The 22,286-nt window shown below is 62.2% G+C and carries 23 protein-coding genes; 12 read left to right on the forward strand and 11 right to left on the reverse strand.

Features of this window, described 5'->3' with window-relative positions; translation table 11 throughout:
* Nucleotides 1-93 precede the first annotated feature (93 nt).
* The 4 genes from RCF49_RS08880 to RCF49_RS08895 all read left to right on the forward strand — a co-directional run bounded on the left by RCF49_RS08880 (nt 94) and on the right by RCF49_RS08895 (nt 3,208).
* The gene (locus tag RCF49_RS08880) at nt 94-864 is read left to right on the forward strand and encodes an AraC family transcriptional regulator (RefSeq protein WP_342643666.1); all 771 of its coding nucleotides are present in this window, start codon (nt 94-96) and stop codon (nt 862-864) included.
* A gap of 93 nt (nt 865-957) precedes the next feature.
* Nucleotides 958-1,845 carry an aromatic amino acid exporter YddG gene (gene yddG / locus RCF49_RS08885; RefSeq protein ID WP_342643667.1) on the forward strand — a complete coding sequence of 296 codons (888 nt, stop codon included), beginning with the start codon at nt 958-960 and terminating at the stop codon, nt 1,843-1,845.
* Nucleotides 1,846-1,931: 86 nt separating this feature from the next.
* On the forward strand, nt 1,932-2,747 hold the full coding sequence (locus RCF49_RS08890; protein ID WP_342643668.1) for an SDR family oxidoreductase: 816 nt from the start codon (nt 1,932-1,934) through the stop codon (nt 2,745-2,747).
* Nucleotides 2,748-2,866: 119 nt separating this feature from the next.
* A complete protein-coding gene (locus RCF49_RS08895) occupies nt 2,867-3,208 on the forward strand; it encodes a DUF2934 domain-containing protein (RefSeq protein WP_342643669.1) in 342 nt (113 codons plus the stop codon).
* A 23-nt stretch (nt 3,209-3,231) separates the two neighbouring features.
* On the opposite strand, the gene RCF49_RS08900 is transcribed toward RCF49_RS08895, so the two are convergent.
* From RCF49_RS08900 to RCF49_RS08915, 4 genes are all read right to left on the reverse strand, one after another.
* Nucleotides 3,232-4,074 (reverse strand): ABC transporter permease, encoded by an 843-nt coding sequence (locus RCF49_RS08900; protein ID WP_342643670.1) that lies wholly within the window; start codon nt 4,072-4,074, stop codon nt 3,232-3,234.
* Nucleotides 4,075-4,077: 3 nt separating this feature from the next.
* On the reverse strand, nt 4,078-5,307 hold the full coding sequence (locus RCF49_RS08905) for an ABC transporter permease (RefSeq protein WP_342643671.1): 1,230 nt from the start codon (nt 5,305-5,307) through the stop codon (nt 4,078-4,080).
* Between the two features lie 71 nt (nt 5,308-5,378).
* Nucleotides 5,379-6,440: an ABC transporter substrate-binding protein gene (locus RCF49_RS08910; RefSeq protein ID WP_432807378.1), complete on the reverse strand. Its 1,062-nt coding sequence runs from the start codon at nt 6,438-6,440 to the stop codon at nt 5,379-5,381.
* Between the two features lie 125 nt (nt 6,441-6,565).
* Nucleotides 6,566-7,702, reverse strand: a complete 1,137-nt coding sequence (locus tag RCF49_RS08915; RefSeq protein ID WP_432807379.1) for an ABC transporter ATP-binding protein — start codon at nt 7,700-7,702, stop codon at nt 6,566-6,568.
* Between the two features lie 335 nt (nt 7,703-8,037).
* On the opposite strand from RCF49_RS08915, the gene RCF49_RS08920 reads away from it, so the two are divergent.
* Together RCF49_RS08920 and argE are read left to right on the forward strand one after the other, a co-directional pair.
* Complete coding sequence (locus RCF49_RS08920) at nt 8,038-8,865, forward strand: hypothetical protein (protein WP_342643672.1); 828 nt, start codon at nt 8,038-8,040, stop codon at nt 8,863-8,865.
* 8 nt (nt 8,866-8,873) lie between these two features.
* Complete coding sequence (gene argE, locus RCF49_RS08925; RefSeq protein ID WP_342643673.1) at nt 8,874-10,031, forward strand: acetylornithine deacetylase; 1,158 nt, start codon at nt 8,874-8,876, stop codon at nt 10,029-10,031.
* 70 nt (nt 10,032-10,101) lie between these two features.
* On the opposite strand, the gene RCF49_RS08930 is transcribed toward argE, so the two are convergent.
* The 6 genes from RCF49_RS08930 to RCF49_RS08955 form a co-directional block, all read right to left on the reverse strand.
* Complete coding sequence (locus RCF49_RS08930) at nt 10,102-11,028, reverse strand: LysR family transcriptional regulator (protein ID WP_342643674.1); 927 nt, start codon at nt 11,026-11,028, stop codon at nt 10,102-10,104.
* A 159-nt stretch (nt 11,029-11,187) separates the two neighbouring features.
* Entirely contained in the window at nt 11,188-11,865 is a 678-nt protein-coding gene (locus RCF49_RS08935; protein ID WP_342643675.1) for a DUF1028 domain-containing protein, read from the reverse strand.
* 46 nt (nt 11,866-11,911) lie between these two features.
* On the reverse strand, nt 11,912-12,325 hold the full coding sequence (locus RCF49_RS08940) for a RidA family protein (protein WP_342643676.1): 414 nt from the start codon (nt 12,323-12,325) through the stop codon (nt 11,912-11,914).
* A gap of 71 nt (nt 12,326-12,396) precedes the next feature.
* Nucleotides 12,397-13,863: a 4-hydroxyphenylacetate 3-hydroxylase family protein gene (locus tag RCF49_RS08945; RefSeq protein WP_342643677.1), complete on the reverse strand. Its 1,467-nt coding sequence runs from the start codon at nt 13,861-13,863 to the stop codon at nt 12,397-12,399.
* A 36-nt stretch (nt 13,864-13,899) separates the two neighbouring features.
* The gene (locus RCF49_RS08950) at nt 13,900-14,460 is read right to left on the reverse strand and encodes a flavin reductase family protein (RefSeq protein ID WP_342643678.1); all 561 of its coding nucleotides are present in this window, start codon (nt 14,458-14,460) and stop codon (nt 13,900-13,902) included.
* A 179-nt stretch (nt 14,461-14,639) separates the two neighbouring features.
* Entirely contained in the window at nt 14,640-15,791 is a 1,152-nt protein-coding gene (locus RCF49_RS08955; protein ID WP_342643679.1) for a branched-chain amino acid ABC transporter substrate-binding protein, read from the reverse strand.
* Nucleotides 15,792-16,046: 255 nt separating this feature from the next.
* Between RCF49_RS08955 and RCF49_RS08960 the strand changes: the two genes are divergently transcribed.
* The 6 genes from RCF49_RS08960 to RCF49_RS08985 all read left to right on the forward strand — a co-directional run bounded on the left by RCF49_RS08960 (nt 16,047) and on the right by RCF49_RS08985 (nt 20,887).
* Nucleotides 16,047-16,967: a branched-chain amino acid ABC transporter permease gene (locus RCF49_RS08960; protein WP_342643680.1), complete on the forward strand. Its 921-nt coding sequence runs from the start codon at nt 16,047-16,049 to the stop codon at nt 16,965-16,967.
* Nucleotides 16,967-18,154, forward strand: coding sequence for a branched-chain amino acid ABC transporter permease (locus RCF49_RS08965; protein WP_342643681.1), 1,188 nt, complete (start codon nt 16,967-16,969; stop codon nt 18,152-18,154). Before RCF49_RS08960 ends, RCF49_RS08965 begins: the two co-directional genes overlap by 1 nt.
* Complete coding sequence (locus RCF49_RS08970) at nt 18,151-18,942, forward strand: ABC transporter ATP-binding protein (protein ID WP_342643682.1); 792 nt, start codon at nt 18,151-18,153, stop codon at nt 18,940-18,942. The genes RCF49_RS08965 and RCF49_RS08970 overlap by 4 nt, the downstream gene beginning before the upstream one ends.
* Nucleotides 18,935-19,633, forward strand: a complete 699-nt coding sequence (locus RCF49_RS08975; RefSeq protein ID WP_342643683.1) for an ABC transporter ATP-binding protein — start codon at nt 18,935-18,937, stop codon at nt 19,631-19,633. The genes RCF49_RS08970 and RCF49_RS08975 overlap by 8 nt, the downstream gene beginning before the upstream one ends.
* 159 nt (nt 19,634-19,792) lie before the next feature.
* Nucleotides 19,793-20,674 (forward strand): manganese catalase family protein, encoded by an 882-nt coding sequence (locus tag RCF49_RS08980; RefSeq protein WP_342643684.1) that lies wholly within the window; start codon nt 19,793-19,795, stop codon nt 20,672-20,674.
* 72 nt (nt 20,675-20,746) lie between these two features.
* Entirely contained in the window at nt 20,747-20,887 is a 141-nt protein-coding gene (locus RCF49_RS08985) for a hypothetical protein (RefSeq protein ID WP_342643685.1), read from the forward strand.
* Nucleotides 20,888-20,952: 65 nt separating this feature from the next.
* Here RCF49_RS08985 and RCF49_RS08990 read toward each other — a convergent pair whose 3' ends face one another.
* Nucleotides 20,953-22,257: an NAD(P)/FAD-dependent oxidoreductase gene (locus tag RCF49_RS08990; RefSeq protein ID WP_342643686.1), complete on the reverse strand. Its 1,305-nt coding sequence runs from the start codon at nt 22,255-22,257 to the stop codon at nt 20,953-20,955.
* Between the last annotated feature and the right edge of the window lie 29 nt (nt 22,258-22,286).

Below are 22,286 nucleotides of genomic sequence, written 5' to 3' on the forward strand. Positions count from 1 at the left end.
GTGCCAAGGCCTGGGGCAGCCTGTGCTATGGAGGAGCGCAGAATCCTGCTCTGGTCTGGCAGGAGGGCGAGACAACCAGCAGCGAACAGAACAATGCAACAGACGATGGCCGAACTCCGGGTCTATGGCCCGGAGAGCAAGCGGCACCGGCACGAATTCCATCAAATGGTGCTCCCGAATCGCGGCGTGCTGGAACTGGAGGTGGAGCATCGCTCCGGTATCGTGGCCCCTGGGCAGGCGGCATTCATCCCCGCCGGCGAGAGCCATGCGTTCAGTGCACAGAACGATAATAGCTTCATCGTGACCGACCTGCCGGTCTCGGGCTGCAGTGTTCCCGATGCTGCATGGGATCGGTTCAGTCGCTCACCATTCTTCACCATCGGTCCGGCCACGCAGCTCCTGATCGATTTCCTTGGCCTGCAATTGCAACAAAGCGCGATCTCTCCCGAAGTCGTGGCGAACTGGAGCCATCTCTTCCTGCAATCGATCGATCAAGCAATCACGCCGATCGACTCCAGACAGCACAGGCTCGACCGGGCCATGGCATTCATGCGCGCCCGCCTCGCACACCCCATCGGAATGGAGGATGTCGCCGCTGCCTGCGGTCTGAGTACGAATGCGCTCTACCGGCTGTTTAAGGCAAAAACGGGTCGAAGCCCCCAAGCTGCGCTGAACCGTCTGCGCCTGGATCAGGCATGCCATCTGCTTGTCCACACGGACATCCCCATTGTCGAGATCGCCCTGAGAACGGGCCATGCCGATCAAAGCGCCCTGACCCGTAAGCTCCGCCAGCAGGATGGGATCACCCCGGCAGCCCTGCGCCGCTTGGGACAAAGCGAGCGCCGAACCCGGAACGCTCGATAATGCCTAAACTCTGCACGATCCGAGCAAGCCTTCAGGGCTCGCATCGGCTAAACACGCACGCAGATAGGCGCGGGTAAACGGGTCTCATCGAACATGCAATCGCGCGAGCTCAAGGCAACGGCAATCGGCATTATCGCCATCCTGCTCTGGGCAAGCCTTGCCCTGCTCACCGTGAGCGCGGGCGATATTCCCCGTTTCGAGCTGCTGACTTTGACCTTCACGGTCGCCTTTGTCTCCGGCCTCGCAGCGCTCACCCTGCAGGGACGTCGCGGCCTGCACCAGCTCAAGCAGCCGCTGGCGCCATGGCTCACCGCCTTCATCGGCATCTTCGCCTACCACGCCCTTTATTTCTTCGCCCTCTCGGCCGCACCGCCCGCCCAGGCGAGCCTGATTGCCTTTCTGTGGCCTCTCCTGATCGTGCTGCTCTCGTCTCTTGCCGCACGACAGCGGCTGCGCGTCGCGCATCTCGCCGGCGCCCTCCTCGGGCTTGCCGGAACCGCGACTTTGCTGCTCGACAAGGATACCGGCCCGATTGAGCTCGATGCGGCAGCCGGCTATGTGGCAGCCCTTGCCTGTGCCCTCGTATGGTCCAGCTATTCCGTCTACAACCGCCGCTTCGAAGCAACCCCGAGCGGCATGCTGGTCGGCGTATGCGGAGCGGTCGCGCTCGCAGGCGCGCTCTGTCACCTCCTCCTCGAGGAAACCATCGCACCGGGCGCAACGCAATGGGCCACGATCATAGCCCTCGGCATTGGCCCCGCCGGCCTTGCCTTTCTTGCCTGGGACTATGGCACCAAGCACGGTAACCTGTCCCTGCTTGGCGCGCTGTCCTATATCGCGCCGCTGGTCTCGACCCTTCTTTTGATCGGCGCCGGCCGGGCACAGGCGACCTGGCCAGTTGCCATCGGCCTTGTGCTCATCATCGGCGGCGCGGTGATTGCGACCTTCCACGTAAAGCCTCGCGCGAGAACAGAGCCCTGACGATCCGGGATGGGAACCCCGCAAGCTGCGATGCATTGCCTTAGGGTTCACTCCTCAGCCGCGAAGCCTGGACGCAGGGATTGAGCATGAGCGACACACCTCCGCCGCATGGAACGGCGTCTGCCGGCCTCAAGCTGCAAGATCGCATAGCCGTCATCACCGGCTCCGACTCCGGCATGGGTCAGGCTATGGCCGAAGCCTTCGCGGGACAGGGCGCCGATATCGTCGTCACCTTTCACACCGACCAGCAAGGGGCTGAGGAAACGGCGCGCCTTGTGGCCGCGGCTGGCCGGCGCGCAATTGTCCGCCAGCTCGACGTGCGCGATGAGCGCGCGGTCGCCAGACTGTTCGACGAGCTCGGGCCGGAGCTTGGCACCCCTCATATCCTCGTCAACAATGCCGGGGTCGGCTCGAGCGGAATGACCGTTGCTGAAACGCCGACCGAGGAATTCGACAAGGTCATCAAGACCGATCTCTACGGCCCCTTCTTCTGCTGCCGCGAGTTCATTCGGCACCGCGAGGCGGCGGGCGGCGGTGGTAAGATCATCAACATCACCTCCGTCCACGAAGCCATTCCAAGCGCGCAAAATGCCGCCTATGGCGCCGCAAAGGGAGGGCTGCTGACCTTCACCCGCAGCCTTGCCCTTGAGCTCGCTCCATTGAAGATCAACGTGAACGCCATCGCGCCGGGCCTCATCCGCACGCCGATGACCATGAAGCGCACCGAAGACCCGGAGAAACGGATAGAGGAAATGCCCCACATTCCCTGGCATCGCCCGGGTGAGCCTTGGGAGGTTGCGCGACTTGCGCTCTATCTCGCATCTCCCGATGCGGACTACGTCACCGGCCAGAGCTTTACGATCGACGGCGGCCTGGAAATGAACTGGGGCCAGGGCGCGTGATGCGGCCTTCATATGCCAGGCACTTGTGCAGGGAACGCCATGTGCAACCAATCCATTTATGGTCAGTCGAATACCCCACGGGCTGAGCCCAGGCGCTTGGGCTCTTTTCAATGGAGACGATGATGGGCGATCGGGAGCAGCGGATTCGGGAGCGGGCGCATCAAATATGGGAGCAGGAAGGCCGCCCGGAGGGGCGCCATGACGAGCACTGGGAACGTGCCGCACGCGCAATCGACGAAGAGGATATGGGCCAGACGGCCGGCCGTAAGGAGGCCGATGGTAAAGCCGCACCGAAGAAGCGGACCTCGCGCAGCACCTCGAATGTGGGTCAGGCCTCGGGCCTGCAGCCGGGAGGCACGACCCCCGGGGGCAGCCCCGCTGCTGGAATGGGCAGCATGGGCCGCGGTGGCGGCAGCACGGCCAAGGCCTCGACCGGCTCGAGCAAGGGAGCACGCCGCTAGAGCTGTAGCGCTATATTGATAGCTTATCCCTCGGCGAGTTGAGGCGCGAGCCTCCGGCGGGCGCGCTCGTTCCTCAACCTGAGCCACTCGACCAGCAACAGCAGGAACACCGCCAACAGCGTCAGGATCGTTGCGACCGCTGCAATGGTCGGGTTGAAGCTGTCACGCAAACCGGAAAACATCTCACGTGGAATGGTGCGCTGGTGCGGGGCGCCCAGCAGCAGCACCACGACCACCTCATCGAGTGAGGTCGCAAACGCAAACAGCGCGCCCGAGATGACACCGGGCCTCACCAGCGGCAGCATGATCTTCCGGAAGACCACATGTGGCGCAGCCCCGAGGCTTGCCCCGGCACGCGCGAGATTACGGTCGAATGATGCCAATGCCGCTCCCACGGTGACCACCACGAAAGGCGAGCCCAGCGCCGCATGGGCGAGGATGAGGCCGGTATAAGTCTGGGTGAGCCCGAGCGGGGCAAAGAAGAAATAGAGACCGACCGCCACGATGACGATCGGCACGATGAGCGGTGACAAAAGCAGCGCCGTGAGAAACCCCTTCCCCCGAAAATCCGCCATCTGCAAGCCGATGGCCGCGAGCGTCCCCAGCACTGTTGCGATGATGGTGGCGGGTATACCGATCAGGAACGAGTTCTTGACCGCGATCTGCCACTTCTCGCTCGAAAACACCGCATCATACCAATGGGTAGTGAACCCGCGCAGCGGATAGGTGAGGAATTGTGAATCATTGAACGAGAGCGGCAGGATCGCAATAATCGGCGCGATCAGGAAGAACAGCACCGCGACGCCGAAGATGCGCAATGCCCAGCGCGCCACCACCTCGGTTCTGGTCAGGGCTGAATGCTGCATCACCTATCCCAGCTTGATCTGGCCCAGATTGGTGAGCCGCGCATAAACGAAATAGAGGATTGCCGTCGCCACCAGCAACAGCACACCCAACGCGGCTGCCAAGCCCCAATTGGCGCTGGATGTCGTGTAATAGGCGATGAAATAGGCGAGCATCTGGTCATTCGCGCCGCCCACCAGAGCGGGCGTCACGTAATAGCCCAGCGCCATGATGAACACGAGCAGCGTGCCGGCCGCAACCCCGGGGAAGGTCTGCGGCAGATAAACCTTGAAGAACGCCATCGCTGGATGCGCTCCGAGCGACTGGGCCGCCTGCATATAGGTGGGCGGAATGGTCTTCATCGTGGCAATGATCGGCAGCACCATGAACGGCAATTGCACATGCACCATGGCGATGAGCACGCCGATCCGGTTGTAGATGAGCCGGACCGGCCCATCGGTGAGGCCCGAGGCCTGCAGGGCATCATTGACGATCCCCTGATCCTGTAACAGCACGATCCAGGCGGCGGACCGCACGAGCAAGGATGTCCAGAGCGGCAGCAGCACCAGGATCATGAGCAGATTGCCGGTGCGCTCGGATGCATTCGCCACGAAATAGGCCAGCGGAAAACCGAGCAGCAGGCACAGCAGCGTGACCGAGACCGACATGACCGCCGTCCGCTGCAATACGGCAAGATAGAGCGACTGGTCCGGCGGCCGGCGCGTAATATGATTGGACGCGTCCCGCTCGAGATCGAGCGCGGTCAGAAGGTAGAAATCGGTGAGCGGCCCGGCCGCATCCGCCAGCGCGATCCAGGTCTTCTGGTTGCCCCAAGCAGGATCGGCAGCGATCAGCGCATCGCGCCACGATGCCGGCTCCCCCTCTTCGCCGCGCAACGCCCGGCCGGTGCTCATCACCAGGCTGCGGCCGTCGGCCAGCGCATAATTGAGACGGCGCGCGGCCCCGGCGATGGTTCGCTCTTCTGCCGACTGCCTGATGTCCCGTCCCAATGCGGCGAACATCGCTTCATCCGGCGGGGAGGTCCGATCCCAGCTTCGCAGCACCGCCGACGCGTGAGGCCACGTATCGGTGAGATCGGTATCCACGACCGCCCGTCTCAGCATGTCGGCGATCGGCACGATGAAAGAGAACATCAGAAAGAGAAACAGGGGCAGCACGAGAGCGAGCGCGGCCAGCCGCCTGCGCTGCCCGGCCCGCCTGAGGTCGCGCCGGAGCTTTATCGCCTCATCAACCATGCGTTGCTAATCTCAAGAACGAACGGACTCTCTGGAAGGCGCCGGCGCGCATGGACGCGCCGGCAAACCGATCAGCTGGATGCCCAGGTGTTGAAGCGCTCGTTCAACCGGTCGATATTCTCGATCCAGAACTCGTCCGAGATATGGAGCACATTGGCAAAGTTCTCGGGCGCCGTTGGCAAGTCGGGCAGCCGTTTTGGATCGATCAGCTTGTCCGCCCCCTTCGCCGTCACACCATAGGCGATATAGTTGGGCAGCTTGGCCTGGTTCTCGGGCTTGCCCACATAGGCCAGGAACTTCAGCGCCTCTTCCTTGTTCGGCGAGGTCTTGAGGATCACCCAGCTGTCGAGCGTGAACAATGCGCCATTCCACTGGATGCCGAAATTGCGGCCATCCTCGCGATTGGCTGCATCGATACGGCCGTTATACGCGGAGGTCATCACCACCTCGCCCGAGGCCAAAAGCTGCGGCGGCTGCGCGCCCGCCTTCCACCAGATGATGTCCTTCTTGATCTCATCGAGCTTCTTGAACGCGCGATCGACGCCCTCTGGCGTGGAAAGCACCTTATAGACATCGGCGAGCGGAACCCCGTCGGCGATCAGGGCAAGCTCTAGATTGACTTTCGGACCCTGCCGCAGTGCCCGCTTGCCCGGGAATTTCTTCGTGTCGAAGAAATCGGCCCAGCCCTTAGGCTCTTCCTTCAGCTTGCTTTTGTCATAGGCAAGCACATTGTCATAGACGATCGTGCCCACACCGCACTCGCTGACCGCCGATTCGATATAGGCGTCCTTGCCACCGATCTGGTCCCAGTCCAGCGGCTCGAACATGCCCTCGTCGCATCCGATGGTAAGCTCTTCGCTTTCGACCTGCACCAGATCCCAGCCGGAATCGGTTCCCCCTTCGACCTTCGAGCGGAGCACGCCGATGCCGCCGTCCCAGCTCTCGTCGATGAGCTTGATGCCGCTCTCCTTGGCGAAGGGCTCGAAATAGATCTTCTTCTGCGCGTCCTGATAGGCACCGCCCCAAGACACGACGGTGAGCGGCCTTTCCTGTGCCTTGGCAGCCGATACCGCCAGGCCCACAGCCATGAGCACGCCGAGTGCGACGCCGGTTCGTCCAATCTTTCGTTTCATTGACAACCTCCCAACTGTTCCCCGTTGATGATCGTTCTTGAGCATGATCCCGGAAACTGGACGCCGGTCCATGCATGAATCAGAGATGAGAGCAGGCGGCGAACTCGAACATCAGCCATCCCGCCCTAAGAAACGGACAGGGCCCTCGCATCGGCGGCATCCCAGCCCAACGTGACCTTCATCCCCATTATGGTCCCTTCCGCCCGTTTCACCGGAGCCTTCACGACAAGGTCCTGTCCATTTCCGGCATCCAGCTGCAGCCTGACATGGTCGCCGTGATAGATGATCGCCGTGATCACCGCCTGCAGGTGATTATCCCGCCTCTCATCCCCCTCCAGCAAAGCCAAGGCCTCCGGACGGATCGAGATCAGCACCCGATCTCCTGGCTTCACCCCCGGTCCCGGATCGCATTTGATCCTGAGCCCGTTCTCCGTCAGCGCCACCGCATGCCCATCCTGCACGCTCTCCAGCGTGCCGTTGATCTTGTTATTCTCGCCGATGAACTGCGCAACGAAGGCGGACGCCGGCTTCTCATAGATCTCTCGCGGGCTCGCGACCTGCTGTATCCGGCCCTCGTTGAACACGGCCACCCGGTCAGACATGGTCAGCGCCTCGCTCTGATCATGTGTGACATAGACCACCGTCACCTTGAGCCGCTCATGCAGGCTCTTGATCTCATACTGCATATGCTCGCGCAGCTGCTTGTCGAGCGCACCGAGCGGCTCGTCCATCAACACGAGCTTGGGCTCGAAGATCAGCGCACGGGCGAGCGCGATCCGCTGTTGCTGGCCTCCGGACAGCTGCTGCGGCATGCGCCGGCCGAGATCGGCCAGCCGCACCATATCGAGGGCCTTCGCCACTCTCTCGGTGCGCTCAGCCCGGCTCAAGCCGCGCACGCTCAAGGGAAAAGCGAGATTTTCCTCAACCGTCATATGCGGGAACAGGGCATAGTTCTGAAACACCACCCCGATCCCGCGCTTGTAAGGCGGCACGCGGGTGATGTCCTGACCGGCGATTGAGATTGTCCCCCGTGTCGGCACCTCGAACCCGGCGAGCATCATCAAGGCCGTTGTCTTGCCCGACCCCGATGGCCCCAAAAGGGTCAGAAACTCGCCACGCTCCACGCCGAGGTTAAGGTTGCGGATGACAAGCGTGACCCCGTCATAGGTCTTGTCCACATTCACGAAGCGCACCAGAGGGTCGATACCCTGGTTTGTGCCGTGCTGGACGTCCGTCTCTGTTTGCCGAAGTGCTGCAGGCAAAGGCAAGGCTCCGATCAGGCATACACCTCAAGGGTTTCGGTCTGCACTACTCAATACCGATTTTGGCGAGCAATCAACGAAATGAGTCACGCCCGCAAACGGCACAGGCATAAGGCCATTTGATCTCTGGCGATCGCTCCCCCGCTTCAGAAAAGCTGGTCTTTCCCTTAGAGAAAATCGATTTTCCTGCGGTTGTCCAGTCGGTCATGCTGGCCGTGGAGGCTTAGAACGTGTCCTATCACGCCACAAACCGCGATTCTCTACGGCCCGACGGGGATATTACGGGCCCGCCGGATCGGCTGCCGGATGCTGCATGTCCGAGCCTGGGACGCCCTGTGATCCTTAGTCATCCATCGGAGATCTCGCCGGATCTGCGCGGCAGCATCATGCTGCTTGGCAATTTTGATGGCTTTCATCGCGGCCATCAGCATTTGCTGGCCTTTGCCCAGGCCAAGGCCCGCGCCGAGGGGCGTCCGCTCGGTGCCATGTCCGCCGAGCCCCATCCCCGGCAATTCTTCGCCCCCGATGCCGCGCCATTCCGGCTGACCTGTCCGATCACCAAGCACCAGACCTTCCGCCGCTCCGGTTTTGATTTCGTCTTCAGCCCGACCTTCGATGCCGATTTCGCCTGCCAGGACCCCGAGGAGTTCGTGGCCGCCGTGCTGGTGAACGGCCTTGGCGTTTCGCGGGTGGTGACCGGGCGAAACTTCCGCTTCGGCGCGCGCCGGTCTGGCGATACGCGCCTGCTGCGTGAGTTGGGATTGCGCTATGGCTTCACCGTATCCGAGCTCGACGAGTTGCGAGTGAACGATCGCATTTGCGGCTCCAGCATCATCCGCCAGCATATCCAGGCGGGCGACATGGCGGCTGCCTCAGCATTGCTTGGCTATCCCTGGCATGTAGCGCTGCGCATTACGACAGCGAGCAACCCGGTTGAGATCGCCTGGCCAAAGCACGTGTTGCGGCCGCCGCCTGGCAGCTATGGCGTTGCGATACGGCCGAGCGGCGACACCCTGCAGCACAGCCCAGCGATCCTCTTTCTCTCCGAGGATAGCGTTGCCGACCGGCTGGAGCTTTCATCGGCTCAACAGATCATACATGATGCCGCGATCTCTGGTCTGATCCTGGCAGAATTCCTCCCCTGCCCTTCTCGAACGGTCTAACCTTGCCCATGACCCTCCAGCGCACCATAGACATTCTCGACCAGCTCATCGCCTTCCCCACAGTGAGCCGCGATTCAAATCTCGACCTCATTGCCTTCGTCAAAGACTTCCTCGCGCGGCTGGGCATCGAGGCGGCAATCATCCACGACGAAGCGGGCACCAAGGCCAATCTCTACGCGGTGCTCGGGCCCGCCGAGATTCCCGGCGTCATGGTCTCCGGTCACACCGATGTGGTGCCGACCGAGGGACAGGCCTGGTCGACCGACCCCTTCCGCATGGCAAAGCGCGGCGACCTTCTCTATGGCCGCGGGACCGCCGACATGAAGGGCTTCATTGCCTGTGTGCTCGCGCTGGTCGAGGAAAACGCGACGCGCAGGCTCAACCGCCCCCTGCACTTGGCCTTCAGCTATGACGAGGAGGTCGGCTGCATCGGCGTACGGCGGCTGATCGACCATATGGCGGCGAGCGCCACCACCCCGGCGCTCTGCATCGTCGGCGAACCCACCTCAATGCGCACCGTGATCGCGCATAAGGGCAAGCTTGCCGGGCGGATCAGCTGCACCGGACACGAGTGTCATTCGAGCCACGCGCCCGACGGACTCAACGCCATCCATCTCGCCACCGACATGGTCAGCCATCTCCGCAATCTGCAGGACGAGATCAGGGCGAACGGCCGGCACGATGATGATTTCGAGATCCCCTTCACCACGGTCCATGTCGGCACCATCCACGGCGGCACGGCGCTCAACATCGTGCCGCGCGACTGTGTGCTCGATTTCGAGATCCGCAGTCTGCCGAGCGACAATCCCGAACCCCTGCTCGACAGGATCAGAGAGAATGCCGACCGCCTCGCGGCCACCGCACGCGCGCGCTTCCCGCAAGCCTCGGTCAGCGTGGACATCACCAATGAATATCCCTCGCTGAACACCGCGCCAGATGACCGGGCCGTCGAGACCGTCACCCGCCTAACGGGCGTGAACAGTCTCGGCAAGATTGCCTTCGGCACCGAGGGCGGCCTGTTCCGCCAGCGGCTTGGCATTCCGACCGTGGTCTGCGGCCCAGGCGATATCCGCCAGGCTCATAAGCCCGATGAATTTGTGGCAACCGATCAGCTCGCGGCATGCAACACCATGCTGAGCCGGCTGATCGATCAGCTCGCGGTATGATGGTTGGGCGCACATCCCTTAACTGGCGTGGCGCCCTGACTCGACCTGAACATTCAGGACCCTGACTGGCCTAATCCCACGGCGCCATGCCGGGCAGATTGCCATCGGCGGTCAGCTTGCGGCAATGCTCCTCGAAAGCCTCCGTGGCGCGGGTAGGGCGCAGGCCTTTCAATGTGGCAATGCCCAGCACCATCGGCTTGTGATCGCCCTCGAGTCGCACATAGGCCAGCGGCTTGCCGTTCACCGCCGCCTTGTTCATCGGCCGCGCGGTGAGTAGCGAAAACCCGAAGCCGCTCCCCACATAGCTGCGGACCGTATCTGGAAATTCCGAGCGCGCGACGATATTCGGCGTGATTCCCGCTCTCGCGAACAGCGACAGAAAATACTCCCGGCTCAACGGCAGATCGAGCAGGATGAACGGCTCGTCCGCCAGCCGCGACAATGGCAGCGACTTGTGCTTCGCCAGCGGATGATCCGCCGCCAGGAGCACATAGGATGGCAGCTCGGCCAGCGGTTCGAAGGCAATATCATCCGTGACGTTCAGGGAATAGGTGATGGCGAGGTTGATCTCCGCCCGTCTCAGCTTGCTCAGCAGCGCCGCTTCATCCCCCTCCATCACCCGCAGCTTCACATCCGGATATTGCGCGAGGAATCCCTTGCACAGTTCCGGAATGATCAGCGGCGCATAGGTCTGGAACGTCCCGATATGAAGCGGCCCCGTGACCGTGGTTGCCACCTGGTCAGCAATGGCGTGAAGCTCCTCCGCCTGCTGCAGCAGAGCCTTGGCGGCCTGGAGAAATCGCTCGCCGGCCGGCGTGAGCGATAAGCCTTGCGCATGATGGCGCACGAAGAGCTGCAGCCCGAACTCTGCTTCCAGCTGGGAGATCGCCGCCGAGATCGAGGGCTGCGAGATATTCACCCGCTCAGAGGCAAGGGTCACGCTACCGGTTTCCCCGGCCGCTACGAAATAGGCGAGCTGCCTGAGCGTGAACCGCATGACGAAATGACAGCTTTCCGACGTAATCACCCCAACGCCCAGGCGGAACAGAAGCCGAGGAGCTCGTGGCGGGCAACCGCCATGCCCAAGGCAGCAGACAGCGTCTGGGACGGCTGGATGATCCGTCCCATACTCGCTTGGGTCAAGCGGCTTTGCGTGTCAGAGGTCGCCGGGCACGCCGTAGGAGGGAGCCGTTGATGGATCGAGCGCCCGCGTGACATAATCTTCCATCTGTGGCTTCCACACTTCCCACAGCCGGGCAAGCTCGCCGATCGGGTCGGTTTCATGCCAATCGACGCGCAGATCGGCGATCGGCCAGGCCACATTGCGCACCAGCAGCATGCCCACGGAATGGACCGGCCCTTCCTCACCCCCAGCCTCGAGCGCGGCTTGCATCACCGCGATCAGCCGGTCACCCAGGGGGGCGTCGGGCATGGACTGAAACTTTGCCACCATACGCTCCGGCACAGCCTCGTTGGAAAGGAGGTTGCCCGCCGCCACCACATCCGGCGCAGTGACCGTACGATGCCGGCCAAGGGTCTTCGCACCGGAGAATGCGGCCGTACTCCCATTCCGGTCCACAAGCGCGAGCTGGCGGTAGTCGATATGCTTGGCCTCACCGCGCAGGCGCTCCAGCGCTTCAGCCGCCGAAAGACCAGACGCCATGAGATCGAGCCCCCGTGACCCCAGCGTCGGATCGGTGATGTTCTGTGTGGCGACCACGCCGACCCCGGCCCGCGCATGTGCGCAGCGCGCCGCCACGCAAGGGCTCGAGGACGAGACGGCAATCCCGAACATGCCGGTTTTGGCGCAGCGCGCCGAGACGGAGAAGGTCATGAGCTCACCCCCTTGATATCGTTCATTGACCGGAAGACTGCCGCGCTCAATCCGGGATGACGGCCGTCACCTCGATCTCGACCACCCATTCCGGCCGGGCCAGTGCTGGCACCACCAGTCCCGTCGAGCAGGGGAACACGCCCTTCAGCCATTTGCCCATCTCCTGATAGACCGCCTCGCGATAGCGAATATCGGTGAGATAGACCACGATGCGGCAGATATGACCAAGCTCGCTGCCCGCCTCTTCCAGCAGCGTCTTGATATTTTCCATGGCCTTGGCCGTCTGCGCTGCCGGGTCGCCCACATGCAGGCTCTCGCGGGTTTCCAGATCCTGCGAGACTTGCCCGCGCAGGAACACCATGGTGCCGCGGGCAACCACTCCCTGCGACAGGTCATTGTTCAGCTTCTGCTCGGGATAGGTGTCCTTGGTATTGAACGGCCGGAGGCGCTTGTGGATCATTGCGGGAAATCTCATGCATGAGGACGGAACAACCGCGCCGACAGCAAACCGGCGCGGATCGTTATGTGATCTTATTCTGCCGCGGCCTTGGGCGCTCCATAGACGCGGTCCGACAAGCCGGCAGCATCCTTCGTGAACCGCAGCGGCTCCTTCCAGTCGAAGTTCCGGTAGACCGCCGCGAGATGGGCGAACGGAGGCGACTGCGCGAACAGCTGGAACGTAAGCCTGTGCCCCGCATAGTCGGAATTGAGCAGATCGCGGGCGAAGGCGAGCAGCTTGCGCCTGTCTTCCGCGTGCCATTCCTCGTTGAGCGTATAATACTTATTGAGCCATTTGCCGGCTTCCGGGTCGCGGAAGCTTGCTGAATCCGGGGTAACGCAGATCTGACCGCCGCAGAGCTCGCGGGCAATATGCATCATGTGATGCAGCTGCGTGCAGGCGAACACCCGCCCGGTCATGAGCAGTGACTGGTTCGGCATCAGCAGCCCCGCTGGGCTGCGCTCGGCCGTGGCGATCGCGGCGGTGAGATGCGCATTTATGCCCTCGCGATAGCAGGCGAGCTGCGCTAGCTTTTCCTGCACGGCCTGCTGCTTCTCGAGCCCGGTCTGCTTCACGTTCCACAGCGCAGCACCGATCATGAGATCGGCGAGCTTGAGGTTCCGCTGCACGAAGGCGAAGGCGGAATATCTGTGCAGGGTTGCGCGAATGAAGGCCGCGGCGCGCGTATGCTGATAGAACAGCACATTCTCCCAGGGGATCAGCACGTCATCATAGATGACCAGCGTATCGACCTCGTCGAACTTGTTGGCGAGCGGATAATCCTCCGCCGGCGCGCGGCCGGCAAAGCCGGTTCGGGCGATGAAGCGCAGATTGGGTGAGGAGAAATCGCAGATGAAGCCGACCGCATATTCGGAAAGCTTGTCGTCGCCCCAATTCGCAATGGTCGGCTTGGTGAATGCCTGATTGGCGTAAGCAGCAGCCGTCTCGTACTTGGCCCCGCGCACCACGATACCCGCGTCGGTCTCCTTGACCACATGCAGCAGCATGTCCGGGTCCTGCTCCTGCGGACGCTTGGAGCGATCGCCCTTGGGGTCGGTATTGGCTGAGACGTGGAACGGATCGTTCTTGATGACGAGATTGATATGGCGCTCGATATTCTCCGCAAAGCGCGGATCGACCTCGTTGAGCACGTCCTTGCCGTCGAACAGCGACCACATCTCGCCGACGGTCTCATCGCCAACACGCGTCACAATACCCTTGATGTCATCGAGCACCGTGTCCGTCGCCCGCCGCTTGTCGTGCCAGTCCTGCTGCGTGTAGGGAAGCTTGAGGCCGATGGCGAACCGCTCGCCATCCTCCTCATAGGTCATGATGTCCCGCGTGCGCTCCTCATGCGCCATGTCATAGATGCGCGCTCTGATATCCACGAGCGGCTTGAACATGGGATGCGTGGTAACGTCCGTGACCCGCTCGCCATTGATCCATATGCGCCGACCGTCGCGGAGTGAATCGCGATATTGGTTTCCGGTCCTGATCATTCCTTGCCTTTCCTGGAAACACGTCCAGCGGTGAACTCAATCGCCCTTATCGAGGGCGGACGGGCTGCAATAGACCCTGCGGCAATGAGCAAGCGGCCTTCCCCCTCCGGCCGCCGTGCCCAGCACGCGGCCGATGAAGATCTTGTGGGTTCCGGCGTCATGCGCCGCCTCCAGCACGCAATCGAAGCTTGCGACCGCATCCGGCAGAATGGCCGAGCCGGTAGCGCCCGCCTGCCATTCGGCGCAGGCGAAGCTGAAAGGCTCGTGGATCTCCGAGCGCCCGGCGAACACATCCGAGATATGCGCCTGGTGATCGGCCAGGAGATTGACGCAGAACACCCCATTCGCGAGGATCGCTGCCGCCGCCGGACTGCGCCGGTTGACGCAGGACAGGATCATCGGTGGATCCGCCGAGACCGATGCCACCGCGCTCACCGTAACCCCGTAACGTCCGGCCGGACCGTTGGTGGTGACGATATTGACGCTCGTCACCGCACCGCTCATGGCATTCACGAACGCTTCGCGATCTGCGGCCGGCAAGTTGCGCATTCCCTCGAGATGGCGTGGGGCCCCTTCTATGGTCGATGGCCTTATCATGACCTTCACCCTCCAGAAGAATGCCGCGATCAGATCGCGGAGAGGAAGATTCTATGAACACCATTAGGCCCCAGAACGCCGTTTCAATAAAATACTTCCTACGAATTCAAGGCTTCGTCTTTTCCTATACTGAGGCAGCGAACGCGCCGCCTCAGCCATAGCGTTCCGCGCCCTATCGATCACTTATGATCGGTCCAGGCGCCGTTCTTCACTTCCTTGATTTCGATCTCGACCGGGACCTTCGTCTGCCCCTGCTCATCGAAGGTGGTGACGCCGAGCACGCCGTCATAGCTGATGTTGCGGATTGCTTTGGCGAGCGCCGCCTTGTCCTCGATGCCATTGGTGCGGATCACCTCGAGCAGGATGTTCGTCGCCTCATAGGCATATTTCGTATAGGGGCTCGTCGGCTCGGCGAATTTCCGCGCCTCGTAATCCGCGTTCATCTTCTCGTACTTGGCGTTGCTCTGCGACTTGGGATAGCTCACCATCGTCCCGTCCGCCGCGGAGCCTGCGATCTTGATGAACTCGGGGTCATAGAAGCCGGAAATGCCGATCATCGGCACGTTCAGCCCAAGCTCGACCATCTGCTTGCGCAGAATGCCGGCTTCCGTGATGACACCGCCAAAATAGACCGCATCCGGAGAGAGCGACCTGACGCGGGTGAGTACGGCGCGAAAATCCGTGGTGCCGACCGGGAATGCTTCGCTCGCGACGACCTCGCCGTCATTGTCCTTGAAGAACTGGCCGAACCACTGGGTGTTCGCCTTGCCATAGTCGCTCGTGTCGGAAACGATGGCGATTTTCTTGGCGCCCAGCGTCTTCGCCGCCCACTCCGCCAGCGGCTTGTTCTCGTTCACCAGCGTCGGCGTGACCCGCGTGACCACCGGCAGGTTCATCTCGGTGATCTTGGGACTGATCGCGCCCCAGATGATGAATGGCATCTGCGACCGGTTGAACACCGGGATCGTGGCGAGCGCCACCGGGCTGTTCCAATGGCCGGTTGCAGCGACGACATCCTTGTCGTTGACGAGCTTCAGCGCAGCGCTGACGCCCGTCTGTGGATCCGAGGCATCGTCCAGCACGACACCCTCGACCTTATAGGGATATCCCGAGGCATTCGCCTGCTCGATCGCGAGGAGGAACCCATTGCGCGCGCCCAGGCCTTGGGGCGCATTCCCCCCGCTCAGCGGTCCGATAAAGCCGAGCTTGATCGTGTCCTGCGCAAACGCCGTCCCTGCCCCCGGCATGGCGGCAAACACCGCAGCCGCGGCCGCAATCGCCAGCGCCGAGCGCCGCGAGGCCCGAGCCGCCCGCGAAATATGCTGTTTCATCTCCACACCCCATTCATGTCACTGTCGCCACGGACTTTTGGCCAGCCGGATCGCGAGACCGCAGCTGGCCCATTGTTTATTGCCATGGTTCGAAGAGGATGCATTGAGGCTAGAGGCCGTCAAATTCGAATTTTCCGATTTAGCGCTGCGGAAATTCCTTCTCAGAACTCACGCGAAATCTCGCTACTTTGCTGATCGGGACGGCGGCTGCAGTATTCCCAATTAATGAAACCAGCCGGCCAGGAATTTGGGGTGATGAGCAGTATCCTTGTACAGCAGTTGCTGAACTGGCTGACGCTCGGCTGCATTTATGCGCTGATAGCGGTGGGCTTCAGTCTGCTTTTCGGTGTCTTGAAGGTCATTCACTTCTCTCACGGGGATGTGGCGCTGATCGCGCCATTTTTTGCGCTCGCCATGGTGCAGGCGCTGATCAGTCAGGCAGCGGGGACGATTGATCCTGCAAGCCTCATCGCTGCCTGCATTGCCGCCATTCTGCTCACCGGTCTGCTCGGCGTGCTGTTGGATTGGCTGGTGATACGACGCTTCCGCTATGCTCCACCCATGATGGCGCTGGTCGCAACCGTGGCGCTGGGCACCGTGCTGCGCGAGGCCGTTCGCCATATCTTCCCGAACGGCTCCAATCCCCACGCCTTTCCGCAGCTCGCTACCAGCCGCATCTCCATTCCCGGTCTTGGCGATGTGCCTTCCTTCACGATCGTGGTGATCCTTGCTTCTGTCGCCGCGGTCGCTCTGCTCTTCATCATCCTGCGCAAGACCGCGCTCGGCGTGCGCATTCGCGCCGTCTCCCAGGACTTGGAAGCCGCGCGGCTGATGGCCATCGACCCAAGCCGCATTTTCTGGGTGACCTTCTTCATTGCCTCGGCGATCGGTGCGATCGGCGGGCTCTTCTTTGCAAGCTATGCCGGCGTCGTGCGCTTTGATTTCGGTATCCAGGCAGGGCTCATCGGCTTTTCCGCCGCGGTCGTCGGCGGCTTGGGTAGCATGGTTGGCGCCATTATCGGCAGCCTGCTCATCGCCGGGTTGGACACCATCGTGCAGGCAACCGTGCCCGATGGCACATCCTACCGCCTCGTCTTCGCATTTCTGCTGGTGATCTTGGTGCTGGTGTTTAAACCCTCCGGGTTGCTCGGTCGCGTGGTGGTCGAGAAGGTCTGATGTCCATGGCCTCCAATACAGCCACATCCACCATTCGCCGGCCAGCGCTGCCCGACTTCTTGACCGTGGCCGGCCTGGAGCTTGGCGCGGCCGCCTTCCTGCGCCAGTTCCTGGTGGCGGAGGACTGGCCGATCATCGTCGGCATTCTCGCGGCCATGGGCGCAGCTTTTGTCCTGCTGCAGCTCAAGCCTCAGATCGAGGAGCGGATCATCGAGAGCTTTGCGCGCTGCCGCACCTTCGCCCTCCTGCTGGGTGCGGTGATCGTGATCGGCGCGCCCTTCACCATGGCCGACAACAGCTATGCGCTTCATCTGCTGATCATCGCGCTGCTCTATGCCGTGCTGGCCCTCGCCCTCAACTTTCAGCTCGGCAGCGCCAATATCCCGAATTTCGCAACCGGCGCCTCCTATGGCATCGGCGCCTATGCCTCGGCTCTCGTGGCGATCCACTTCGATGTGAGCTTCTGGCTGGCTTTGCCCTTCGCTGCCGTGGTCGCGACCATTTTCGGCTTTCTCCTGGGTATCCCCTCCATGCGGACGCGAGAGAGCTATCTCGCGCTCGTCACCATCGCCTTTGGTGTGGTCATCCACCAATTGCTCAACAATTTCGAATGGACCGGCGGCCCGAACGGCCTCGTTGGCATTCCCGCGCCGAGCCTCTTTGGTCATTCCTTTGCCTCACCCATCGAGATCTTCGGGTTCTCGCTGCCCTCGCAGGTGAACTTCTATTATCTCTCCGCCCTGCTGGTGGTCATCGCGATCATCTCCGCCCGCCGCCTGCATGAGAGCCGCGTGGGCCTGGCCTGGAACGCGCTGCGCAACGACGAGCTTGCCGCCCGTTGCCAGGGCATCAATGTCACCTGGTACAAGGTGCTGGCCTTTGCGGTCGATGCGTTCCTCGCAGCCTTCGCGGGCACGATCTACGCCTTCTATGTCAGCTTCATCTCGCCCGACAACTTCACCTTCCTTGTCTCCGTCACCATCATGACCATGGTGATCGTTGGCGGCATGGACAATATCCTTGGCGTGATCGTGGGCGCCTTCCTGCTGACACTCTTGCCCGAAAAGCTGCGCGTCTTCTCCGATTATCGCATCCTCTTCTTCGGCATTGTCGTCATCATCTTCCTCATCATCCGGCCGCAGGGCCTGTTCCCGCAGCGTCTGCGGCGCTATGGGGGTGAAGGATGAGCGCCGATATCGTCCTGTCCGGCCAGGGCCTCACGGTTCGCTTCGGCGGCCTCGTTGCCCTCAACAATGTGGATTTCGAGGTCGCGCGCGGTGAGATCCTCGGCATCATCGGCCCCAATGGCGCAGGCAAATCCACCCTGTTCAATCTGATCACCGGCATTTACCAGCCGACCAGCGGCGCGGTGACACTTGAGGGCCGTGCGCTGAGCGGCGTGCCCACGCACCGTATCGCCGCCATGGGCATTGCCCGCACCTTCCAGTCGAGCAGACTGTTCAGCGACCTCAGCGTGCTCGACAATGTCATCATCGGCATGCATACGCGCACCCGTTGCGGCGTCTTCGATGCCCTCTTGCGGCCGGGATATTCCAGGCGTGAGCTTGATGGCGCGGCCGAGCAGGCCTGCGACCTGCTGCGCGCGGTCTCCGCTGGCCTTTATGCCCAGCGCGAGCGGCCTGCCGCCGAGCTCGCCCAGGCGGACCGCCGGAGGCTCGAAATCGCGCGCGCCCTCGCATCCGCTCCGAAGGTGCTATTGCTGGATGAGCCTTCCTCCGGCATGGACGACCGCGACACCGACGCCCTGATGGCGGATATCAGGGCCATTGCGGCGCGACGGCCGGAGCTCGCCATCCTGATCATCGAGCACGACATGCGGCTCGTCGCCGAGCTGCCTCATCGGGTGATGGTCATCGACTACGGCCAGAAGATCGCCGATGGCCAATTTGCCGAGATCCGCCTGATGCCCCGGGTGCAGGAAGCCTATCTCGGACGGAAGGCGAGCAATGCTTGAGCTAAGCGGCGTCAGCACCAATTACGGCGTCGTCGCCATGCTGCGCGATGTGTCCCTCAAAGTGGCGCCGGGTGAGCTCGTATGCCTGCTGGGACCGAACGGTGCCGGCAAGACCACCACCTTCCGGGCGGTTTCGGGCCTCTTGCCGCTGGCCGAGGGTAAGATCGAGGTGCTTGGCGCCGATATCGCGAGCATGCGGACTGAAGCGCTGGCTGGCCGCGGCATCGGCTTTGTGCCCGAGGGGCGGCGCCTCTTTCCGGAGCTCACTGTCCACGAGAACATCAAGCTCGGCTTTGACGCATCCGGCAGCCGTGAGAATTTCGCCCAGCGCCTTGACGCAATGGCCGCGCTGTTCCCGCGCATTCGCGAACGCATCAACCAGCAAGCCGGCACGCTGTCCGGTGGCGAGCAGGCCATGGTCGCCCTCGCACGCGCACTCGTTGGGGCACCCAAGCTCGTCATCATGGATGAACCCTCCCTCGGCCTCTCGCCCAAGCTGATCGACGAATATTTCGAGATCGTCGCCGAGGTGAACCGGCAGGGCACCACCATTCTTCTGATCGAGCAGAATGCGGAAACCGCCCTGTCGATCGCCCATCGCGGCTATCTCTTGGTGAAAGGCCGCATCGCCGCCGCCGGCACCTCTCGAGAGCTGCTCGGCAACGATATCGTTCGCAAGCTCTATCTCTAGCAGGCGAGCCTCACATATTCCCGATCCTGATCTGCCGGCCACCGCCGCTCAGGTCCCATATTCCCTTGCGCCTGACCGCGTCTCCATGCCCGCAAATCCGGAACAATTCCCATCACGTGATGTTGGCGGGGTTATGCTTCATCGCGAAGGGAACCAACCATGTTCTACACTGACGGAAAGCTGCAATATCCCGTACGGGTCGAAACGCCCAACCCGGTATTCGCCCGCGCGCTGCAACAGGCCATCGGCGGGGTCGAGGGCGAGATCCGGGTGGCCATGCAATATATGTTTCAAGCCTTTGGCTCGCGCGGTCCCACGAAATACCGCGACATGTTGCTGAACACGGCAACCGAGGAGCTGGGCCATATCGAGATGCTGGCGACCGCGGTCGCGCTCAACCTCGAGGGCGCGCCTCTATCGCTGCAGGAGGATGTATCGAAAAACCCGGTGGCCGGCAGCGTGCTGAATGGCATCGACTTCCGCCAGTTGCTCTCGACCGGGCTTGCGGCACTGCCTTCTGACGCGAATGGTGTGCCCTTCGACTGCTCCCACGTCTATGCCTCCGGCAATATCGCTGGCGACATGTACGCCAATGTCACCGCGGAAGCGACCGGCCGCACCCTCGCCGTTCGCCTTTACAACATGACCGACGACCCTGGCATGAAGGACATGCTGTCCTTTCTGATCGCACGTGACACCATGCACCAGCAGCAATGGCTGGCGGTGATCGAAGAGCTCGGCGGCTCGGCCGCTCAGCTGCCCGTCCCCAACAGCTTTGACCAGAGCAAGGAGCAGTCGGATTTCTCCTATGTCTATCTCGGCCATATGGTGGATGGCTCGATTCCGGAAGGCCGCTGGAGCAATGGCGAATCCATTGATGGCAAGGGCCAGTTCTCTGCCCGCGCCTCCGAGCCTCTGGGTGACAAGCCATCCCTCGCACCGGCCCGGCCTGATAGTGGTGCTCAGACGGATCAGACCTCAAAATCCGGAATGAGTGGTATGATCGGTCAGCTCGAGGGTGCCGTTGAGCGCAATCTCTGACCGAGCGTGAACTGGACGGCATCTTCCGCGCTGATAACCCCGCTGAATGGGAACGCTATTGGGAGGAAATGGATGTCGGAAATTCATGGTGAGGATCAGCCTATTTCATCAGCGCAACGCGCCTTCTGGCTCGGCCTCGGCAGTGGCCTGATCGCGTTGATCGTGCTGGCCGTCATCTTCTTTATGACGCCGGTGCTGACTCATACCACTTAGACGACTGCTCAAACGACTGCCCCAGCGGAGGTCATCCGCTGGGGTCTTTCGGCCAGCCCTATCCGTTAGCCGCTCGCAGCCTTCGGCGATCGCCGGCTGACCTCTTTACCGCGCTCTGTCCGCATCATCTCCTCGTGAAGCGGACCACTGATCAGCCGCGCACCACGCGCGCCCGTGAAATAGCGCCAGAGCCACTGGATCGCCACCAGCATCCGATTCTGGAACCCTATGAGCAGATAGATGTGGATGATCGCCCAGAGCAGCCAGGCGAGCCGCCCCTTCATCCGCCGCTTGCCAAAGTCGAAAACGGCGGCATGCCGGCCGATCACGGCCGTATTGCCGCGATTATGGAAGCGGAAGGCTGGCATCGGTGCGCCGGATTCGATATGCCGTCGGAGCGCTTTGCCCAGATACTCCCCTTGCTGCTTTGCCACTTGTGCAAGTCCCGGCAGTGGTTTGCCATCCTGCATGAACTGCGCGGTATCACCGAGCACATAGACATTGTCGAGCCCGCGCACGGACAGATCCGCATTGACCGGAACATGTCCACTGCGGCCGGTGTCGAGCTTGAGCCACGCCGCTGCCGGTGAGGCTTGCACCCCCGCTGCCCATACCAATGTGCCGGCGGCGATGAATTGGTCTCCCACGAAGACTCCCTCTGCACGAACATCGGTGACCCGCTCATCGAGAAGCACTGTCACACCAAGCCGTGCGAGCTCCTGCATCGCATAGGCGGAGAGTTCTTCGGGAAAGCCGGCGAGAATGCGCGAACCCGCTTCGATGAGCAGAACGCGCGCTTTGGTCGGGTCGATCCGCCTGAATTCGCCCGCCAATGTCCACCGGCACAGCTCGGCGATGGCGCCGGCCATCTCGACCCCCGTAGGCCCGCCGCCCACGATGACCGATGTCATCAGCGCGTTGCAGCGGTCAGGATCATCCGTAAGCTCTGCCAGTTCGAAGGCCCGCAGCAATCGTCCCCTCAATGCGCGCGCATCTTCGATCGTCTTGAGGCCGGGCGCAAACTGTGCCCATTCGTCATGGCCGAAATAGCTATAGCCCGAGCCTGTCGCGATCACGAGAATGTCGTAAGGCTCTATGCCTCCCGATGATAGCCGCACCTGTTTCTCATCGAGATCGAGGCCCACCACCTCGTCCATCAGCACTCTGATATTGTTGTGGCGGCGCACCAGCCACCGCACCGGTTGGGCAATATCGGCGGGCGAGAGAGCAGCGGTGGCGACCTGATAGAGGAGCGGCTGGAACAGATGGTGGTTCTGTTTGTCGATCAATGTCACCTCGGCAGAAGTGCCGCCAAGGCCATGGGCACAAGCAAGCCCGCCAAATCCAGCGCCGATGATCACCACCTGCATGGACAAACTCCGAGCTAGAGGGACACGGC

Origin of the sequence: Rhodoligotrophos sp. CJ14, assembly GCF_038811545.1 — a bacterium.
In the GTDB taxonomy this organism is placed as follows: Bacteria; Pseudomonadota; Alphaproteobacteria; order Rhizobiales; family Im1; genus Rhodoligotrophos; species Rhodoligotrophos ferricapiens.

What these genes read in the sequence shown, in the direction of transcription:
- RCF49_RS08880 (WP_342643666.1), top strand. Translation starts at nt 94, where the DNA reads ATGCAACAGACGATGGCCGAACTCCGGGTCTATGGCCCGGAGAGCAAG.
- yddG (WP_342643667.1), top strand. Translation starts at nt 958, where the DNA reads ATGCAATCGCGCGAGCTCAAGGCAACGGCAATCGGCATTATCGCCATC.
- RCF49_RS08890 (WP_342643668.1), top strand. Translation starts at nt 1,932, where the DNA reads ATGAGCGACACACCTCCGCCGCATGGAACGGCGTCTGCCGGCCTCAAG.
- RCF49_RS08895 (WP_342643669.1), top strand. Translation starts at nt 2,867, where the DNA reads ATGATGGGCGATCGGGAGCAGCGGATTCGGGAGCGGGCGCATCAAATA.
- RCF49_RS08900 (WP_342643670.1), bottom strand. Translation starts at nt 4,074, where the DNA reads ATGCAGCATTCAGCCCTGACCAGAACCGAGGTGGTGGCGCGCTGGGCA.
- RCF49_RS08905 (WP_342643671.1), bottom strand. Translation starts at nt 5,307, where the DNA reads ATGGTTGATGAGGCGATAAAGCTCCGGCGCGACCTCAGGCGGGCCGGG.
- RCF49_RS08910 (WP_432807378.1), bottom strand. Translation starts at nt 6,440, where the DNA reads ATGAAACGAAAGATTGGACGAACCGGCGTCGCACTCGGCGTGCTCATG.
- argE (WP_342643673.1), top strand. Translation starts at nt 8,874, where the DNA reads ATGACCCTCCAGCGCACCATAGACATTCTCGACCAGCTCATCGCCTTC.
- RCF49_RS08930 (WP_342643674.1), bottom strand. Translation starts at nt 11,028, where the DNA reads ATGCGGTTCACGCTCAGGCAGCTCGCCTATTTCGTAGCGGCCGGGGAA.
- RCF49_RS08935 (WP_342643675.1), bottom strand. Translation starts at nt 11,865, where the DNA reads ATGACCTTCTCCGTCTCGGCGCGCTGCGCCAAAACCGGCATGTTCGGG.
- RCF49_RS08940 (WP_342643676.1), bottom strand. Translation starts at nt 12,325, where the DNA reads ATGATCCACAAGCGCCTCCGGCCGTTCAATACCAAGGACACCTATCCC.
- RCF49_RS08945 (WP_342643677.1), bottom strand. Translation starts at nt 13,863, where the DNA reads ATGATCAGGACCGGAAACCAATATCGCGATTCACTCCGCGACGGTCGG.
- RCF49_RS08950 (WP_342643678.1), bottom strand. Translation starts at nt 14,460, where the DNA reads ATGATAAGGCCATCGACCATAGAAGGGGCCCCACGCCATCTCGAGGGA.
- RCF49_RS08955 (WP_342643679.1), bottom strand. Translation starts at nt 15,791, where the DNA reads ATGAAACAGCATATTTCGCGGGCGGCTCGGGCCTCGCGGCGCTCGGCG.
- RCF49_RS08960 (WP_342643680.1), top strand. Translation starts at nt 16,047, where the DNA reads ATGAGCAGTATCCTTGTACAGCAGTTGCTGAACTGGCTGACGCTCGGC.
- RCF49_RS08965 (WP_342643681.1), top strand. Translation starts at nt 16,967, where the DNA reads ATGTCCATGGCCTCCAATACAGCCACATCCACCATTCGCCGGCCAGCG.
- RCF49_RS08970 (WP_342643682.1), top strand. Translation starts at nt 18,151, where the DNA reads ATGAGCGCCGATATCGTCCTGTCCGGCCAGGGCCTCACGGTTCGCTTC.
- RCF49_RS08975 (WP_342643683.1), top strand. Translation starts at nt 18,935, where the DNA reads ATGCTTGAGCTAAGCGGCGTCAGCACCAATTACGGCGTCGTCGCCATG.
- RCF49_RS08980 (WP_342643684.1), top strand. Translation starts at nt 19,793, where the DNA reads ATGTTCTACACTGACGGAAAGCTGCAATATCCCGTACGGGTCGAAACG.
- RCF49_RS08985 (WP_342643685.1), top strand. Translation starts at nt 20,747, where the DNA reads ATGTCGGAAATTCATGGTGAGGATCAGCCTATTTCATCAGCGCAACGC.
- RCF49_RS08990 (WP_342643686.1), bottom strand. Translation starts at nt 22,257, where the DNA reads ATGCAGGTGGTGATCATCGGCGCTGGATTTGGCGGGCTTGCTTGTGCC.